The sequence below is a fragment of the Mycolicibacter virginiensis genome (assembly GCF_022374935.2).
GTDB lineage: Bacteria > Actinomycetota > Actinomycetes > Mycobacteriales > Mycobacteriaceae > Mycobacterium > Mycobacterium virginiense.
Map to the genome: position 1 here is coordinate 2998950 of NZ_CP092430.2, position 17332 is coordinate 3016281.

General features: G+C 66.6%; 17 protein-coding genes. 3 read left to right on the top strand and 14 right to left on the bottom strand.

Translation table 11 applies throughout. The annotated features are described in order from the left end of the window. The first annotated feature begins 4 nt into the window (after positions 1-4). Positions 5-1171 carry a PPE family protein gene (locus MJO54_RS14515; RefSeq protein WP_082108400.1) on the top strand — a complete coding sequence of 389 codons (1167 nt, stop codon included), beginning with the start codon at positions 5-7 and terminating at the stop codon, positions 1169-1171. Between the two features lie 33 nt (positions 1172-1204). Here the strand turns inward: MJO54_RS14515 and MJO54_RS14520 are convergent, their stop codons facing one another. From MJO54_RS14520 to MJO54_RS14540, 5 genes are all read right to left on the bottom strand, one after another. Continuing rightward, complete coding sequence (locus MJO54_RS14520) at positions 1205-2230, bottom strand: nitronate monooxygenase (protein WP_046286161.1); 1026 nt, start codon at positions 2228-2230, stop codon at positions 1205-1207. Between the two features lie 15 nt (positions 2231-2245). Next, positions 2246-3568 (bottom strand): M16 family metallopeptidase, encoded by a 1323-nt coding sequence (locus tag MJO54_RS14525; protein ID WP_046286160.1) that lies wholly within the window; start codon positions 3566-3568, stop codon positions 2246-2248. Beyond that, entirely contained in the window at positions 3546-5816 is a 2271-nt protein-coding gene (locus tag MJO54_RS14530; protein ID WP_064888613.1) for a polyribonucleotide nucleotidyltransferase, read from the bottom strand. Before MJO54_RS14530 ends, MJO54_RS14525 begins: the two co-directional genes overlap by 23 nt. Positions 5817-6122: 306 nt before the next feature. Continuing rightward, on the bottom strand, positions 6123-6392 hold the full coding sequence (gene rpsO, locus MJO54_RS14535; RefSeq protein WP_046189295.1) for a 30S ribosomal protein S15: 270 nt from the start codon (positions 6390-6392) through the stop codon (positions 6123-6125). Positions 6393-6519: 127 nt separating this feature from the next. Continuing rightward, complete coding sequence (locus MJO54_RS14540) at positions 6520-7497, bottom strand: bifunctional riboflavin kinase/FAD synthetase (protein WP_046284703.1); 978 nt, start codon at positions 7495-7497, stop codon at positions 6520-6522. Positions 7498-7521: 24 nt separating this feature from the next. Here MJO54_RS14540 and mntR point away from each other — a divergent pair, with 24 nt between their 5' ends. Beyond that, positions 7522-8211: a manganese-binding transcriptional regulator MntR gene (gene mntR / locus MJO54_RS14545; RefSeq protein WP_046284704.1), complete on the top strand. Its 690-nt coding sequence runs from the start codon at positions 7522-7524 to the stop codon at positions 8209-8211. Positions 8212-8214: 3 nt separating this feature from the next. Here mntR and MJO54_RS14550 read toward each other — a convergent pair whose 3' ends face one another. Both MJO54_RS14550 and MJO54_RS14555 read right to left on the bottom strand, forming a co-directional pair. Continuing rightward, a complete protein-coding gene (locus MJO54_RS14550; protein ID WP_240175117.1) occupies positions 8215-9099 on the bottom strand; it encodes a metal-dependent hydrolase in 885 nt (294 codons plus the stop codon). An 80-nt stretch (positions 9100-9179) separates the two neighbouring features. Continuing rightward, on the bottom strand, positions 9180-10217 hold the full coding sequence (locus MJO54_RS14555; protein WP_240175118.1) for an AraC family transcriptional regulator: 1038 nt from the start codon (positions 10215-10217) through the stop codon (positions 9180-9182). 56 nt (positions 10218-10273) lie between these two features. On the opposite strand from MJO54_RS14555, the gene MJO54_RS14560 reads away from it, so the two are divergent. Beyond that, the gene (locus MJO54_RS14560) at positions 10274-10705 is read left to right on the top strand and encodes a type II toxin-antitoxin system Rv0910 family toxin (RefSeq protein WP_046284728.1); all 432 of its coding nucleotides are present in this window, start codon (positions 10274-10276) and stop codon (positions 10703-10705) included. 37 nt (positions 10706-10742) lie between these two features. Here the strand turns inward: MJO54_RS14560 and MJO54_RS14565 are convergent, their stop codons facing one another. The 7 genes from MJO54_RS14565 to MJO54_RS14595 all read right to left on the bottom strand — a co-directional run bounded on the left by MJO54_RS14565 (position 10743) and on the right by MJO54_RS14595 (position 17330). Continuing rightward, positions 10743-11996 (bottom strand): acyl-CoA dehydrogenase family protein, encoded by a 1254-nt coding sequence (locus tag MJO54_RS14565; protein ID WP_046284705.1) that lies wholly within the window; start codon positions 11994-11996, stop codon positions 10743-10745. A 50-nt stretch (positions 11997-12046) separates the two neighbouring features. Further along, complete coding sequence (locus MJO54_RS14570; RefSeq protein WP_165797891.1) at positions 12047-12913, bottom strand: SDR family oxidoreductase; 867 nt, start codon at positions 12911-12913, stop codon at positions 12047-12049. 18 nt (positions 12914-12931) lie between these two features. Continuing rightward, positions 12932-13798, bottom strand: coding sequence for a MaoC/PaaZ C-terminal domain-containing protein (locus MJO54_RS14575; RefSeq protein WP_240175119.1), 867 nt, complete (start codon positions 13796-13798; stop codon positions 12932-12934). Between the two features lie 11 nt (positions 13799-13809). Further along, on the bottom strand, positions 13810-14262 hold the full coding sequence (locus MJO54_RS14580; RefSeq protein ID WP_240175120.1) for a type II toxin-antitoxin system Rv0910 family toxin: 453 nt from the start codon (positions 14260-14262) through the stop codon (positions 13810-13812). A 27-nt stretch (positions 14263-14289) separates the two neighbouring features. After that, positions 14290-15495, bottom strand: a complete 1206-nt coding sequence (locus MJO54_RS14585) for a lipid-transfer protein (RefSeq protein ID WP_240175121.1) — start codon at positions 15493-15495, stop codon at positions 14290-14292. 116 nt (positions 15496-15611) lie between these two features. Beyond that, positions 15612-16247 (bottom strand): TetR/AcrR family transcriptional regulator, encoded by a 636-nt coding sequence (locus tag MJO54_RS14590; RefSeq protein WP_240175122.1) that lies wholly within the window; start codon positions 16245-16247, stop codon positions 15612-15614. Between the two features lie 105 nt (positions 16248-16352). After that, positions 16353-17330: a DUF2804 domain-containing protein gene (locus MJO54_RS14595; protein ID WP_240175123.1), complete on the bottom strand. Its 978-nt coding sequence runs from the start codon at positions 17328-17330 to the stop codon at positions 16353-16355. Between the last annotated feature and the right edge of the window lie 2 nt (positions 17331-17332).

The following is a 17332-nucleotide window of genomic DNA, read 5'->3' on the forward strand; positions in this document are numbered from 1 at the left end:
AGCAATGGATTTCGCAGCACTACCACCGGAGGTCAACTCCGGACGCATGTACGCCGGCCCTGGTGCAGGGTCGCTGTTGGCCGCCTCTGCCGCCTGGGATGAGCTGGCTGTCGACCTTCATTCCGCGGCGGCGAGCTACCGCGCGGTCGTCCAAGAGCTGACCAGTGGCCCGTGGTTGGGCGTGTCATCAACGAAGATGGCGGCGGCGGCCGCACCGTATGCCACCTGGCTCACCGCCACGGCCGAGCAGGCGGAACTGACCGGCACTCAGGCCAAGGCCGCAGCCACCGCCCATTCGAGCGCATTCGCCATGACCGTTCCACCGCCCTTGATCGCTGCCAACCGGGCACAGTTGGCCACGCTGGTCGCAACGAACTTCTTCGGGCAGAACGCCCCGGCCATCGCGGCCACCGAAGCCCAATACTTCGAGATGTGGGCCCAGGACGCAGCCGCGATGTACTCCTACAGTGTTGCCGCGCAGGCCGCTGCACAGATGGTGCCCTTCACCACGCCGCCGCAGACGGCCAACCCCGGCGGCATAGCAGCGCAGCAGGCTGCGACCGCCGAGGTGACTGCGGCCGCAGCCGGCCAGGCTGCCACCAACCTGGCGATGGAGACGTTGCCGGGTGCGCTGGCGGGCGCAGCCGAAGCGGGGTCGCTCAACCTTCCGCCCATCTTCGGCGACCTGGCGACGTTGGGTGCGGCTCCGGTGTCAACCATGATGAGCACCGCCATCATTGCCGCGTTCATACCCGAATACCTCATTGCCGGAGCGGCGCTCCCGTCGCCGTTCGGCCTGGAGGCGGCGGCGCCCGCTGCCATCGCGGCGGGTCTGCCATTGGGCCTGACGCCGACGCTGGGAAGTGCCGGCCTGGCTTCGGCGACATCGGCAGCATCGGCCGGGGTTGGCAATGCGGCCTCGGTCAGCGGCTTGTCGGTGCCGAAGGCATGGGCCACCGCAGCCCCGGAAATGCGCTTGGCCGCCGCCGAATTCGCGGCGCCCGCGCTGGCCACCGCAGGCACGCCGATGATGGGTGGCTCGCCGCTGCTGTGCGCTCCGCCGCTGATGGGAATGGGTCCGCGGGGCAGCGCTGCGGTGCGGGCCAAAGACGACCAGAACGAAGAGGCCAAGCGAAAGGCCGCCAAGGGGCGACGGTCGTCTATGTGGTGAGTCGGCTCCGGCCGCCGACGATCCCCACCGGGGTCACCCCGACGCCAGGTCGGCGATGATGTCGGCGGCTGGCGCCGACCGGGCGGCCCGGTAGGCGGTCCCGGCCCACAGGCTCGTCCCGTGCGGGTCGTCCAGGGCCACGGCCGCCGCCCGGATCGGGGTGGTCATGTGATTGATCTCCGGGTATCCCACCGGAGCCACGTCCTCGAAGGCGCGGGTGAAGTCGTTCTCCAGGCCGCGTGCGTAGCGGCCGGAGAACGCACACGTCACTGTGGTGTTGGTGAATTCCGGATTGGTCAGTGCCGCACGGTGTGTCGGATTGGTCCCGGCCTCGTGGGCCAGCAGCAGCGCGGTACCGACCTGAGCCGCGACCACGCCACCGCCGAGCACACCGGCCACGTCGGCCGCGGTGCCGAGCCCACCCGCCGCTACCAACGGGACATGGCCGTGGGCGTGGGCGATCTCCGCCAGCACATGCTCCAGCGAGTCGGTGCCCGGGTGAACGTCCGGTGCAAAAGTGCCCCGATGTCCGCCCGCCTTGGGGCCCTGAACCACCAGCGCCTCGGCGCCGTGTCCGAGGGCGACTCCGGCTTCGTAGGCCGACGTCACCGTGACCACCGTCAGGATGCGCAACGCCCGCAGCGTCTCCATCTCGTCGGGCGACGGCGTCCCGAAGGTAAACGACACCACCGTGGGCCGCAGATCGGCGATCGCCTCGAGCTTCTCCGGCCAGCAGTCGTCGTCGCCGAAGCGGGGCCGGCCTAGCTCAACGCCGTAATGCTCGGCCAGCGGATCCAGGAGATCGGCGTATTCGTCGAGCAACACCACATCAGCGCCGCTGGGTTGGGGCACAAACAGATTGACACCGATGGGTCCGCTGGTCGCCGCGCGGGCGGCGGTGATCTCGTCGGCCAGCTGTTGGGCGGTGCGATAACCCCCGGCTATGAACCCCAGCCCGCCGGCCTCCGACACCGCGGCCGCCAGAGCCGGTGTGCTGGGACCGCCGGCCATCGGCGCGCCGATCAATGGGACTGTGAGTTCGGAGAAGCTGAACGCCATTCCCCTAGCCTGCCATCAACCGACAAGCGCCCGCAGACGGGTTGGCAGCGCCCCTTTCGAGCGGTACGGACCTAGAACCGCGACGCCATAGGGCTGGCGCAACAGCTGGCGGGCCACGGCGTTGACCTCGTCGACGGTGACCGCGGACAGTTCCCGCAGGGTGCGTGCGATGGGCCGATGCCGGCCGTAGTTCAACTCGGTACGGCCCAGCCGGTTCATCCGGGAACCGGAATCCTCCAGGCCCAGCACCAATCCCCCGCGCAACGATCCCTTGGCGATTCGACACTCGTCGGCGGTGATCCCGTCGCGCGCCACCGATTGGAGTACCTCGGCGGTCACGGCTGCCACCTCGGCGAACCGGTCCGGCTGGCATGCGGTGTACACCGACAGTGCGCCGGCGTCGGCGAAGGTGTCCACCGACGAGTAGATCGAGTAGGCCAGGCCACGGGTTTCCCGAACCTGTTGGAACAGCCGGGAACTCAGACCACCGCCCAGAGCGGTGTTGAGCACCGCCAGCGCCTGACGATGTTGCCAATAGCGTCCGGGTGCACGTACCCCCAGAGACATGTGCGTCTGATCGGCGTCGCGGTTGACCACGGTCAGCCCGGGCTTGCCCGGCACCCGGGCAGTGCCGCGCCGCGGCTCGGCGGGCTTCTCGCCTCGAATCAGGCGATGCCCGAAGTGTTCTCGCACCAGCGCCACCACCGTGTCATGGTCGATGTTGCCGGCAACGGCGACCACCATCCGCTCCGGGGTGTAGCGGCGCTGGTGGAACGACCGCAGCTGTGCGCGAGTCATCGACGACACCGACTCGACGTTGCCGATCACCGGCCGGCCGATCGGGTGATCGCCGAACAGCGTCGACAAGAACACATCGCCCAGCGCGTCCTCGGGATCGTCATCGCGCATCGCGAGTTCTTCCAGTACCACGTCGCGTTCGAGGTCGACGTCGGCAGCCGCGCAGGATCCGTTGAGTACCACATCGCTCACCAGCGCGACGGCCAGCTCCAGATCGGTGTCGAGCACATGGGCGTAATAGCAGGTGTGCTCTTTGCCGGTGAAGGCGTTGAGCTCACCACCGACCGCATCCATCGCCTGAGCTATACCGGCCGCCGTGCGGGTCGGGGTCGCCTTGAACAGCAGGTGCTCCAGGAAGTGCGCCGCCCCGGCGACCGTGGCGCCCTCGTCGCGCGATCCGACGCCGACCCAGACGCCCACCGACGCCGAACGAACCGCAGGCAGGTACTCAGTGACTACCCGCAGTCCGCCCGGCAGGGTGGTGCGTCGCAGTGTGGCGCGCGGTGGCGCCCCGATGTCAGCTTTCGGCAGTCGCGGCATCGGCAGACTCAGCGGACCCCTGTGCTGAGTCGGTCGACTCGGCCGAGTCCTCTACGGGAACCAGCGAGATCTTGCCGCGGTTGTCGATGTCGGCGATCTCCACGCGCAGCTTGTCGCCGACCTTCACCACGTCTTCGACCTTGGCGACCCGCTTGCCCTTGCCGAGCTTGGAGATGTGCACCAAGCCGTCCCGGCCCGGCAGCAGCGACACGAAGGCGCCGAAGTCGGTGGTCTTGACCACGGTGCCCAGGAACCGCTCGCCGATCTTCGGCAGCTGCGGGTTGGCGATCGCGTTGATCTTGTCGATCGCGGCCTGCGCCGACGGACCATCGGTGGCGCCGACGAACACGGTGCCGTCGTCCTCGATCGAGATCTGAGCGCCGGTCTCCTCGGTGATCGAGTTGATCATCTTGCCCTTGGGCCCGATAACCTCGCCGATCTTGTCCACCGGAACCTTGATGGTGGTGACCCGCGGCGCGTACGGGCTCATCTCGTCGGGGGCGTCGATGGCCTCGGCCATCACCTCGAGGATGGTCAGACGGGCGTCCTTGGCCTGCGCAAGAGCACCCGCGAGCACCTGCGACGGAATGCCGTCGAGCTTGGTGTCGAGCTGCAGCGCGGTGACGAAGTCCTTGGTGCCGGCGACCTTGAAGTCCATGTCTCCGAACGCGTCCTCGGCACCCAGGATGTCGGTGAGCGCGACGAAGCGGCGCTCGGTCTTGCCGTCAACTTCTACGTCATCGGAGACCAGGCCCATCGCGATACCGGCGACCGGAGCCTTCAGCGGCACACCGGCGTTGAGCAGCGCCAGCGTGGACGCACAGACCGAACCCATCGAGGTGGATCCGTTGGAGCCCAGCGCTTCCGACACCTGCCGGATGGCGTAGGGGAACTCCTCGACGCTGGGCAGCACCGGAACCAGGGCCCGCTCGGCCAGGGCGCCGTGGCCGATCTCGCGACGCTTGGGCGAACCGACCCGGCCGGTCTCACCGGTCGAGTACGGCGGGAAGTTGTAGTGGTGCATGTAGCGCTTGGACGTCTCCGGCCCCAGCGAGTCGATCTGCTGCGCCATCTTCATCATGTCCAGCGTGGTCACGCCCATGATCTGGGTCTCGCCACGCTCGAACAGCGCGCTGCCGTGCGCCCGCGGGATCACCGCGACCTCGGCCGACAGCGCCCGGATGTCGGTGATGCCACGGCCGTCGATGCGGAAGTGGTCGGTCAGGATGCGCTGACGCACCAGCTTCTTGGTCAGGCTGCGGTAGGCCGCGCTGATCTCCTTCTCGCGACCCTCGTAGGTCCCAGAAGATCCAGTGAGGCGCTCCAGTACTTCAGCCTTGATCTCGTCGGTGCGCTCGTCACGCTCGGCCTTGCCGGCGATGGTCAGTGCCTTCGCCAGCTCGTCGGTCGCGATGGAGGCCACCGAGTAGTAGACGTCGTCACCGTAGGGCGGGAACAGCGGGTAGTCGGCGGTCGGACGAGCGGCCGCGTCGGCCAGCTCCTGCTGGGCCTTGCACAGCGCCGCGATGAACGGCTTGGCCGCCTCCAGGCCCTCGGCCACCACGGTCTCGGTCGGCGCCTGCGCCCCGGCCTCGATCAGCTCGATGACGTTCTCGGTGGCCTCGGCCTCGACCATCATGATCGCGACGTCACCATCTTCGAGGGTGCGTCCGGCCAGCACCATATCGAACGCCGCGCGCTCGAGCTGCTCGACGGTGGGGAACGCCACCCAGGTGCCGTCGATCAGAGCCACCCGCGCGGCACCGACGGGGCCAGAGAACGGCAGGCCGGCGAGCTGGGTGGAGGCCGACGCGGCATTGATCGCCACCACGTCGTACAGGTCGTTCGGGTTCAGGCTCAGCACCGTCACCACGACCTGGACCTCGTTGCGCAGGCCGTCGACGAACGACGGGCGCAGCGGGCGGTCGGTGAGGCGGCAGGTCAGGATCGCGTCGGTGGACGGCCGACCCTCGCGGCGGAAGAACGAGCCGGGGATACGCCCGGCGGCGTACATCCGCTCCTCGACGTCGACGGTGAGCGGGAAGAAGTCGAAGTGGTCCTTGGGAGCCTTGCTGGCGGTGGTCGCCGACAGCAGCATGGTCTCGTCGTCGAGGTAGGCGACCACGCTGCCGGCGGCCTGCTGGGCCAGCCGGCCGGTCTCGAAGCGGATGGTGCGCTTGCCGAAGCTGCCGTTGTCGATGACAGCGGTGGTCTCGAATACGCCTTCTTCAATTTCAATTGCAGACATAAAAGCCCGTACGGCCTTTCCTGGTTTGTTCAGCTGTTTCGCAACGTCGGACGTGCGTCAGCGATGGACCTAGATGCGGCTACGGTCGTCGATCGAAGCGGCCGGATCTTTTCAGACGTGCTTTCAGACCCGGCTGCCACTACCGAAGACCGCCCGACTCAGGTCTGGCTGATCGCAGGAACGTGTCCCGTCGTGACGTGCCGGAGTGGCACACGCGGATGCGGGGGCCACACCGATGCCCGGGCCTGGGCGGCCCGGGACGGCATCACTCTACACGGAGGCGGCTGACGCCGGCCCGGATCGTCGTCAGCGACGCAGGCCGAGACGCTCGATCAGCGAGCGGTAGCGCGCCACGTCGGTCGCGGTCAGGTACTTGAGCAGACGACGCCGGCGGCCGACCAGCAGCAGCAGGCCGCGCCGGGAGTGGTGGTCGTGCTTGTGCTTCTTGAGGTGCTCGGTGAGGTCGACGATCCGCTTGGTCAGCAGGGCGACCTGAGCTTCGGGCGAGCCGGTGTCCGTCTCGTGCAGGCCGTAGTTGGCCAGGATCTCTTTTTTCTGCTCGACGGTCAGCGCCACGACAAATCTCCATCAATCGGTCCCGCGAATATCAAGTCGGCGGCCACCGCGGACTGCAGCACGCCGAGGGAGGAGTCTAGCAGCGCCTGGGCGGCTGAACCCAATCCAGGACCGACAGTGCGGACGGTCAATCTCCGGTGAGCAGGCCGCGGGTCTTCTCGACGTCGGTGTTCATCACCGCCACCAGGTCCGCCACCGAGTCGAACTTCTCCTGGCCTCGGATCCGGCTGACGAAGTCGACGGCGACCCGCTGCCCATAGAGGTCGGCGGTTTCGTCGATCACGAACGCCTCCACGGTGCGGGCCCGCCCGGAGAACGTCGGGTTGGTGCCCACCGACACCGCGGCGCGGCAGCGTTGACCGGCGACGACGGTGCCGGGCACCTGGCCGTGCCCCAACACGGTGAACCATGCCGCGTACACCCCGTCGGCCGGAATCGCCGCGAAGGCCGACGGCGCCACGTTGGCGGTTGGGAAGCCCAGACCGCGTCCACGGCCGTCGCCGCGCACCACCAGTCCTTCGACTCGGTGCGGCCGGCCCAGCGCCTCGGCTGCCGCCAACACATCGCCGGCGTCCACACAGGACCGGATGTAGGTCGAGGAGAAGGTGACCGATTGGGCGGCGTCGGCGCGCTCGGCCACCAGCGACACCGATTCGACCCCGAAGCCGAACTGCTCGCCCGCGCGGCGCAGGGTCTCGACGTTGCCGGCCGCCTTACGGCCGAAGGTGAAGTTCTCCCCCACCACCACTTCCACCACGTGCAGGTGCTCGACCAGCAGCTGGTGGATGTAGCGGTCCGGGGTGAGCTTCATGAACTCGGGCGTGAACGGGATCACCAGGAACACGTCGATGCCGAACTGCTCGACCAGCTCGGCGCGGCGCGCCAGTGTGGTCAGCTGCGCCGGATGGTTGCCCGGATAGACGACCTCCATCGGATGCGGATCGAAGGTCATCAGCACCGTCGGTACGCCGCGCGCCTTGCCGGCCTTCACCGCATGGGTGATCAGTTCCGCATGTCCTCGATGCACACCGTCGAACACGCCGATGGTGAGCACGCACCTGCCCCAGTCTGTGGGGATCTCATCCTGCCCCCGCCACCGCTGCACCAGGACAGCCTAAACTGTCCCGTTGTGAGCCCTTGGGAGCAGTCGGATGGGCTGAGTAGCGTGGCCCAGGACTATCTGAAAGTCATCTGGACCGCCCAGGAATGGTCACCCGACAAGGTCAGCACAAAGATGCTGGCGGAGAAGATCGGTGTGTCCGCCAGCACCGCCTCGGAGTCGATCCGCAAACTCGCCGACGCGGGCCTGGTCGATCACGAGAAGTACGGTGCGGTGAGTCTGACCGAGGACGGGCGGCGGGCCGCGCTGGCGATGGTGCGCCGGCACCGCCTGATCGAGACGTTCCTGGTGTGCGAACTGGGCTACGGGTGGGACGAGGTGCACGACGAGGCCGAGGTGCTCGAGCACGCTATGTCCGATCTGATGATCTCGCGTATCGACGCCAAGCTGGGGTTCCCGCAGCGCGATCCGCACGGCGACCCGATTCCGGCCGCCGACGGACAGGTGCCGACTCCTCCGGCGCGTCAACTGTGGGAATGCGCCGACGGCGAGACCGGAACGGTGGCCCGCATCTCCGACGACGACCCGGAGATGCTGCGCTATTTCGCCCAGGTGGGCATCAGCCTGGATGCCCGAGTGCGGGTGCTGACCCGCCGGGAGTTCGCCGGGATCATCTCGGTGGGCGTCGAGGGATCCGATGGCGAGCAGATCACGATCGATCTGGGAAGTCCTGCAGCCCAGGCGATCTGGGTGGTCTGACCGCTACTTCACGTGGTCGGCCAACTGCCCTTCGGTTCCGAAGAGTTCTTGCTGCCAGCGCGCGACGAGTTCGGTGGTGTCGATCTGATCGGGGTGAAAGTCCTGCCTCTTGAACGGCCGCATGTCGGAGTAGAAGCCCTTCCACATCGGGTTACGCAGCATCTGCACCGTCTCCTTGAGGATCCGCAACGGTTGACGGCGGCCCTCGACATCCGTGGTGGCGATCGAGAGCCAGGAGAAGAACACCAGAATCGGGATTCCGCAGTTCTGCGCGAAACGCATCCAACGGATGCGCGTCGACTCCGGAACACCGACCGCGCGGTAGACGTCGAACGCGACCGACTTGTGCTCCAGCTCTTCGAGCGCATGCCAGTTCAGCAGATTGCGGATCTCGGGGTCATACATCATCGCCTGGACCGCCGGGCGTTTGAGGATGTTCTCCGCCCACACCGCGGTGAAATGCTCTGCGGCTACCGTGAATCCGAGGAAGAAGTGGCGAAGACGCGGCAGCCGGGCCGGGCTGGGGTACTGCTTGTCGAGGAACTTCTCCATGCGCTCGGTGCTCTGCAGTAGGTATTCGAACCATGCGGTCGGATACCCCATGGCGGCGAGTTGCTCATTGAGCTCACGATGCTGCAGGCCGTGCGTTTTCTCCTGGCCGATGAATCCGGCCACGCGCTTCTTCAGTTCGGGGTCGGCGAGCTGGTCGGAGTAGCGGCGCACCGAGCGCACAAAGATGTCTTCGCCCGGCGGGAAGATCGCCGACAAGATGGCCACCAGATGGCTGAACACGATGCTGCCGTCGGCGAAATACCGGTTGCCGTCGGGCTGTTCACCGAATCCGAAATTCAGTCGTCGCACGGCGGGGTAAGTCATCACGTTCGTCATATCAACGACGCTAGGTCCGCCGACCGGGCGAGCGGAATGAGCGGGCCGGACAAGGATTTGATGTTTTCGGACAGCCGCTGTCAGGGCCTGCGGCCCCGGTGTTTACTGGGCGGGCTACCGGTCCACCGAAAAAAGGCACGACTGAAGGCGGCCGTCTCCGAATATCCCAATTGACAGGCCGTTTCCTCCACGGTGAGGCCCGATTCGAGCATGGCTACGGCCAGGGTCACCCGCACCTCGTCTACCAAGGCGCGGTAGCTGGTGTGTTCGGCCATCAGGCGGCGATGCAGAGTGCGTTCGGTGATGCAGAGTTCGTCGGCGATCACCGCCATCGACGGCAACACGCCCGGCTCCCGGACCAGACGGGAACGCACCTGTGCGGCAATTCCGCGACGCCGACGACGCGTTTGCAAGAGCTCTTCGCACTCCTTCGCACACGCCTCGGCCGCAGCAGTATCGGCCGCCGGCATCGGAAGCGTCAGCAGGTCGCACGGCAGGGTGATCGCGCTGCGCGTCGCGTACACGTCGAGTTCAACTGTCACCCCGGGGAACTCGAGACGTCCTGCGGGAAAGTCGATGCCGGGCAGTTCGACCTTGATCGGAGTGTCAGAGCTCAGCTGACCGATCAACAACGGCACCATGCTGGTCAGCGCGAACAGATCCCGTTCCATCATGAAACCGCGAACGTCAGCGGGCACGGCGCTGTCGTCGAACACGAGAACGGCGCCATCGGGGGTATCGTGGCGACTCAGCCGTAGAAACGTCGACGACAACGTCGCGTACCGACAGGCCAGGTTGACCGCATCGCCCAATGTCGGGCTCGCCAACAGCGCATAGCCGAGCACGCCGGTGTTGGCGAAGTTGTACTGCAGACCGACGTCGCGCGCGAACTCATGTGGATCGCGTACGCGGCCAAGGATGTTTCGCAGGATCGCCAGCTCCTGGCGTGCTTGAACCTCGGTCGCGCTGTCCTCGATGTCGGCGGGTGTGACACCGGTATCTGCTAGGCAATCCGCCGCATCGATGCCATGCAGGCGGGCGGCCTCCAGAAGATGCCGACAAGTCGCCACCGGCCGCGGAATGTCCCAATCCGCCTGCGCGGCACCGCCGATCGACACATGTCCGAATGTATCAAAATTGTGTCGGCAGGTGCCGTCCGCTCTACGATCTGCAGATGGCAAAGCTTGAGCTCTCTCGTGAACTGTCGCTGCCTCCCGACGAGGCCTGGGCCCACGCGTCGAATCTGGCCGAGTTGGGCGACTGGCTGTCCCTGCACCAGGGGTGGCGCTGCGAGATCCCGGCCGAGCTCACCGCCGGAACCACGTTGGTCGGGGTGGCGGGAGCCAAGGGCATGCGAAACCGGGTCACCTGGACGGTCCGCAAATTCAACCCACCCGCACTGCTGGAACTGACCGGCGACGGCGTGGGCGGCACCAAGTACGCACTGACCTTGGCGATCAGCCCCGCCGCAATGGGATCGAAGTTCGTCCTGCGGATGGACTTGGGCGGGCGGCCGCTGTTCGGGCCGATCGGGGCGGCCGCCGCCCGCGCCGTCAAGGGTGACATCGAGGGATCGATCAAGCGATTCGAGCAGCTCTACAGCTGAGACTCCGGCCGGCGTATCAGAGCAGCCGAAGCAGCGCTCAGCCGCTGAGCAATCCCTTGGCGATGTGGGTGACCTGGACTTCGTTGCTGCCGGCATAGATCATCAGCGATTTGGCGTCGCGCGCCAGCTGCTCCACCCGGTACTCGGTCATGTAGCCGTTGCCGCCGAACAATTGCACCGCCTCCATCGCGACCTCGGTGGCCGCCTCCGAGGAGTACAGCTTGATCGCCGACGCCTCGGCCAGCGTTGGGATCTTGCCGCGCTTGGCCTTCTCCAGCGTCTGGAACACCATGTTCTGCACGTTGATCCGGGCCACCTCCATCTTGGCCAGCTTGAGTTGGATCAGCTGGAACTGCCCAATGTTCTGGCCCCACAGGGTGCGGCTCTTGGCGTAGTCGACGCAGAGCCGATGGCACTCGTTGATGATTCCCAGCGCCAGGGCGGCCACCCCGACCCGTTCGGCGACGAAGTTGGCCCGGGCACTGTCACGCCCGTCCCCGCCGGTGTGCTGTTCGGTCTCGCCCAGCAGCCGGTCGCGCCCCAAGCGCACGTCGTCGAAGAACAACTCACCGGTCGGCGAGGAGTGCATGCCCATCTTCTTGAACGGCTTGCCCTGGGTCAGGCCCGGCATACCGGCGTCGAGGACGAAGGTGAGCACCTTGCGGGTGCGCGGATCGGCGCCGTCCTGTTCGTCCAGCTTGGCGTAGACGATGAGAGTGTCAGCGTAGGGACCGTTGGTGATGAACGTCTTCTGGCCGTTGAGGATGTAGTCGTCACCGTCACGCCGGACATAAGTCTTCATCCCGCCGAACGCGTCGGAGCCCGCATCCGGCTCGGTGATCGCCCAGGCGGCGATCTTTTCCAAGGTGACCAGCTCGGGCAACCAACGCTCCTGCTGCGCCAGGGTGCCGCGCGACATGATCGTCGCGGCTCCCAGGCCGAGGCTGACGCCGACCGCGGCGACCAATCCCAAGCTGACGCCGGCGAGTTCGCTGACGAGGATCAACCCCATCGAGGCCTGCGCACCCAGATCGCCGAAACCGCCCTCGGACGAACCGGCAGGCTTGCTCGCGCCTTCGGAGGTCTGTCGCGCGTGCGCCTTTTCCAGTCGGCTCTTGATGGCTTCGGCCGCCATCACATCGATCCCGAAGTCGGCGAACAGCTTCCGCAGGATCGGATACGGCGGCAGTTCGCCGCTCTCCAGCGCATCGAGGTTCGGCCGGACCTCCCGGTCGATGAATTCCCGGACGCTTTGCCGGACCAATTCGTCGGTATCGGACCATTCGATCATCTTCTACTCCGTCTCCTCAGCATCACTTCGTTCTGCATCGTCGCCGGTGGCTATGGCAACCTCGCCGCGATGTCGTCGATCTGCCAGATACCGTCGGTCTCAATGGTGTCGGTGTCGTGCCAGCCGGACAGCCGCGAGATGGCACCACCCTGCACCGCATACACCGCGCCGGTGATCGGACATTTCTCGGTGGCCAGATAGGCCACCAGCGGCGAGATGTTGGCCGGGCTGAACAGGTCCAACTCTCCGTCCTCCGGCTCGGCCATCAGTGCGCCCATGCCGGGAGTCGCCAGCGTGAGTCGTGTGCGGGCGATGGGGGCGATGGCGTTGACCCGCACCCCATAGCGGTCCAGCTCCTCGGCGGCAATCAGGGTCAATGCGGCGATCCCGGCCTTGGCCGCGCCGTAGTTCGCCTGACCGGCGTTGGGCAGCGTGACCCCGGACCCCGAGGCGGTGTTGATCACCGCGGCGTTGGGCTGCTCCCCTGCCTTGGACTGCGACTTCCAATACGCCGCGGCGTGGTGCAGCATCGCGAAGTGCCCCTTGAGATGTACCGCGACCACGGCATCCCACTGCGCCTCTTCCATGCCGGGGATGAAGGCGTCCCGCAGGATTCCGGCGTTGTTGACCAACACATCCAACCGGCCGAACTCGTCGATGGCCTGCTGGACAAGGCTTTTCGCGCACGACCAATCGGAGACGCTGTCGGTGTTGGCCACCGCGCGCCCGCCGGCGGCCACGATCTGATCGACGACCTGCTGCGCGGTGGTGCTGTCGGAGCCCTCGCCGGCGTTGCTTCCACCCAGGTCGTTGACCACCACCGCAGCCCCTTCGGCCGCGAACAGCAGGGCGTGTTCGCGCCCGATACCGCGTCCGGCGCCGGTGATCACCGCGACCCGGCCATCCAATACACCCATGTATGACTCCTTGATGTCTTAGTCGGCGATGACGGCCAAGCCGTCCGTGATCGCCATTTCACCGGCGCCTACGCGCGCAGTCTCGAATGCGTACGTCGTGGCGCCGTCGCCGCGACCGCTGGTCCAGATCCGGGTCTCCAGGTCGTCGCCGGGCAGCACCATCTTGGAGAACCGCACCGCCAATCGCCGTAGCCGGCTGACATCTGAGCCGGCCACCTCGGTGAGCACCGCCCAAGACGTGAACGCCATGGTGCACAGGCCGTGCGCGATGATCCCTGGCAGTCCGGCGTCGCGGGCGACTTCCTCGTCCAGGTGGATCGGCATCGGATCACCCGCGGCCGGCCCGTAGCGGAACGTCTGGTCGTGGTCGACGTGTTGGACGACCTTGGCCACCGGCGCCTGCTCGCGCAGTGCGTCGTCGAACTTGTGTCCGGGGCTGAGCTCGCCGATTCTTTTGCCCGCATTGTGTCCGCGGAAGAAGCAGGTCACGTACTGCTCGTTGACCAGTTCGCCTTCCTCGGTGCGGCATTCGAGCAGAATCGCCGCGCGGGTGCCCTTCTCCAGTCCTTCGTAGCCGATCATCTTGCCGCGGGAGACCAGCTTGTCTCCCGGTCGGATGGGCCGGTGGAACCAGAAATCCTGCTCGCCGTGTACCACCCGCGGGATCAGCTCGACCGGTGCCACCTCCACGGCTGGGACCAGTAGTGACTCGAACACCGGCACAATCCCAAACACCGGCGGCGCGAGGTCGCCACTGCGGTGCGCGGCGATCGGGTCGTTGGTCGCCTCGGCGTACTCGACGATCCGTTCCCGGGTGACGTCGAAGTGGTCCTCGTCGCTCCACTTGTCCAGCCCGGCGTCGTCGAATGCCAGATCGTCGTCCATCTCAGGCCGCCTCAGACCGCCGACGCGGCCAGCGCCTCGAGCTGGGCGAGGGTTTTGTCGAGTTGCTTGGCGCCGTCCTTCTCGACCGCCTTGCCCAGCGCACCCTTGATCAGCGCGCCCTCGAAGTCGCCGGCCACGCTGAATTGGGAACCGTCACCGTCGGGCGTGACCGTGAAGTCGAAGCGGCACTTCACCCCCGCCATGCCGGTGCCCGACAGCGTCAGACTGCGTGGGTACCCGTCCTTATCAATGACCTTCTCGACGGTCCATTCGATCTTGTTCGCCATCCCGAGCATGACGATCTTGGCCGTCAACGTCGAACCCGGCGCCAAGGCCGCAGGCGGCTCGGTGAGCCACTTTTCGTGGATGGTGAACCACTTGTCCCAGCTGGACAGGTCGCTGATGGTGTCCCACAACGCGTTCGGGCTGACGGCAAGGCTTTTGGTGGCTTCGATGTGTCCCATGGGATGTTCTCCTCGGTTGTCGATGGTTTAGCGCTCGGCGCGCTGGTAGGCGGTGACCACGGCGGCGCCGCCGAGGCCGATGTTGTGTTGCAGCGCGGCGGTGACACCGGTGACCTGACGCTTGTCGGCGTCACCACGGAGCTGCCAGGTCAGTTCGGAGCACTGCGCCAGGCCGGTGGCCCCCAGCGGGTGTCCCTTCGAGATCAGGCCGCCGGACGGGTTGACGACCCAGCGACCGCCGTAGGTGGTGTCGCCGTCGTCGATCAGCCTGGGCGCGTCACCCTCGGCGCAGAGCCCCAGCGCTTCGTAGAGCAGCAGCTCGTTGGCGGAGAAGCAGTCGTGCAGTTCGATCACCTGGAAGTCTTCCGGCCCCAGGCCGGACTGCTGGTAGACACGTTGCGCGGCTTGCACATTCATGTCGTAGCCGATCAAGTTCTTGGCGGAGCCGTCGAAGGTGGAGCCGAAGTCGGTGGTCATCGCCTGCCCGACGATTTCGACAGCCCGCCCGGACAGGCCGTGCTTGTCGACGAACGCCTCGCTGGCCAGGATCGCCGCCCCGGAGCCGTCCGAGGTCGGCGAGCACTGGAGCTTGGTGAGCGGGTCGTAGATCATCCGCGAGCCCAGGATGTCGTCGAGGCTGTATTCGTCCTGGAACTGGGCGTAGGGGTTGTTGACCGAATGCTTGTGGTTCTTGTAGCCGATCTTGGCGAAATGCTCGGCGGTGGAGCCGTGTTGCTTGATGTGCTCGCGGCCGGCGGCGCCGAACATCCACGGCGCCACCGGGAACAACACCTCAGAAATCTCGGCCAGCGCGAGCACATGCTTTTCCATCGGCTGGGCGCGGTCGTCGTAGGTAGACCCCAGCGAGCCGGGCTTCATCTTCTCGAAGCCCAGCGCGATGGTGCAGTCGGCCAGCCCGCCCCGGATCGCCTGTGCAGCAAGGTAGAGCGCGGTCGAGCCGGTGGAACAGTTGTTGTTGACGTTGACGACCGGGATCCCGGTCAAGCCCAACTCGTACAGCGCTCGCTGCCCGGAAGTGGACTCGCCGTAGACATAGCCGACGTAGCCCTGTTCCACCTCGCGGTAGTCGATCCCGGCATCGGCCAGCGCCTTGGTGCCGGATTCCCGGGCCATGTCGGGGTAGTCCCAGGCCGATCCGTCGTCGTTCTGTCGTCGGCCCGGCTTCTCGAACTTCGTCATCCCGACGCCGATCACATACACCTTGTTCGCCATGGTTTCCTTTCGCCTCCGACCAGTGACTGGAAACATACAGGCCTGATTGCATCTATACAAGGGTGCGCAGAGAGGCGCCAGAGCACGACAGTGCGGTGTGTTGTCGACCTGCGAAATCAGTCGGATTGCGGCAAGACGCCGGCCGCCACCTGACGCAGGTGCACGCAGGCCCGCTCCCAACGCCGGCGGGCGCGCTGGGGATCATCGTCGACGAAATTCGACACCAGGATGCCGCGCAGCACATCCATCGCGGTGTAGACGACGTTGCGGATCTCCTTCTGCGCCGGATGCCCGGGCATCAACTGGGCGATCGCGGCAACCAGGGTCCCGTTGACGACACCCTCGACTCGCTCGATGTGTTGCGCCAGGACCCGGTCGGTGCGGGCGGCGACCCAAAGTTCCACGGTGGCAATGAACATCGGCCCCTGGTGGGCTTCCCAGAGGAAATCCAGGGCGGTTGCCACCGGGTCCGGAATGGATCGGACCTGACCGAGCTCCCGAATGGCGGCCTGGGTGCGCTGCTGGGCCAGATGTTCGATGGCGGCGACGACGAGGTCTTCTTTCGACCGGAAGTGATGGATCTGGGCGCCCCGGGTGACGCCGGCCAGTTCGGCGATACGCGGCGTGGTGGTGCCGGAGTAGCCGTAGGTCACCAGGCTTTCGATGGTGGCGTCGAGCAGGCGGGTGCGCATCGCGGCGCTGCGCTCGGCCTGGGTGCGTCGCACCGCGGGTGCACTACTGCTCGCAGCCATCCCTCCACCTCCACCGGTTTCCAACCACAACTCGCGCGTCAGCATAACTTCGCCGGGACACGTTTACATACGTTCTCGTTGGCATGTAACTATCCCAGGTAGTGCTCACCAGAGCATGTGCACCTGTTCGGCCCAGCCGAGCAGACTGCCCACGACCACACTCGCGCCATCGTCGGTGCGGATCCGCCCGTCGTAGTGCCCGAAGCACTGATGGGTCCCCGGCAACGGTGACCGGTGATGGAACGGGGTGAACGTCAGCTCCACCTGGTCGGAGTCGGGGGTGCGGATCGTCCACGGCCCGCTGTATTCCGGGTAGTGCCAGTCCAGTTCGGCGCCGATCTTGCTCAGTCGGCCGTCGACGCAGAGCGCGTTCTCGGTGCTGGGGGTGCCGACCGTCCACTTGCCGCCCAGCTGCAGGCCCACCGTGTGGCCGTCGGTGTGTCCGGAGGCCGCCCCCCAGTTCCACACGGTGTTGGCCGGCCAGCGCCCGCGGCCGTGGTCGAGCACACCCCACCCACCGGCGAAGTCGTAGGTGTCGCCACCGATCCGCACAACACCCGACGCCGGCCGCGCGGTGTGCTTGGCGGTGTACTGGAACCGCCGCTCGCTCCACGGCACCACGACCGCCAGCGTCTCGTGTCCGGTTGGCAGCGCGACAAACAGGTCGCCGGTCATCGGGCCGGCAGAGGTCTTGCAGGAGAACCGGATCCGGGTTCCTTCGTGCTCGGCGGCGAGGTCGATCGCGACCAGGCCACGAGCCGAGGCCGGTCCGTCGCCGAGGCTCGAAGGCAGCGTTATCCCCCACCCGCCCGGGTGCAGACAGCTGCGGCTCACCTCACGCCCGGAATAGTCCAGGAAGAAGACGTTGCTCACCCCCAGGTAGTCGAGGTCGGCGACGGTGATCGCGATCAGGTGGGTGGGCGTTGTCACACACCAGTACTCCCACCGCTTGGTGCGGCCCCAGCCACGCAGGTTGCAGCGGTGCAGCGGTGTCCGGGTCCATCCGACGGCGGCTGGGTTCAGCAATCCGGACGCATCGCACAGTTCTACCGGCTCGGTGATCTCGCGTTCCGCGGTGGCCATCG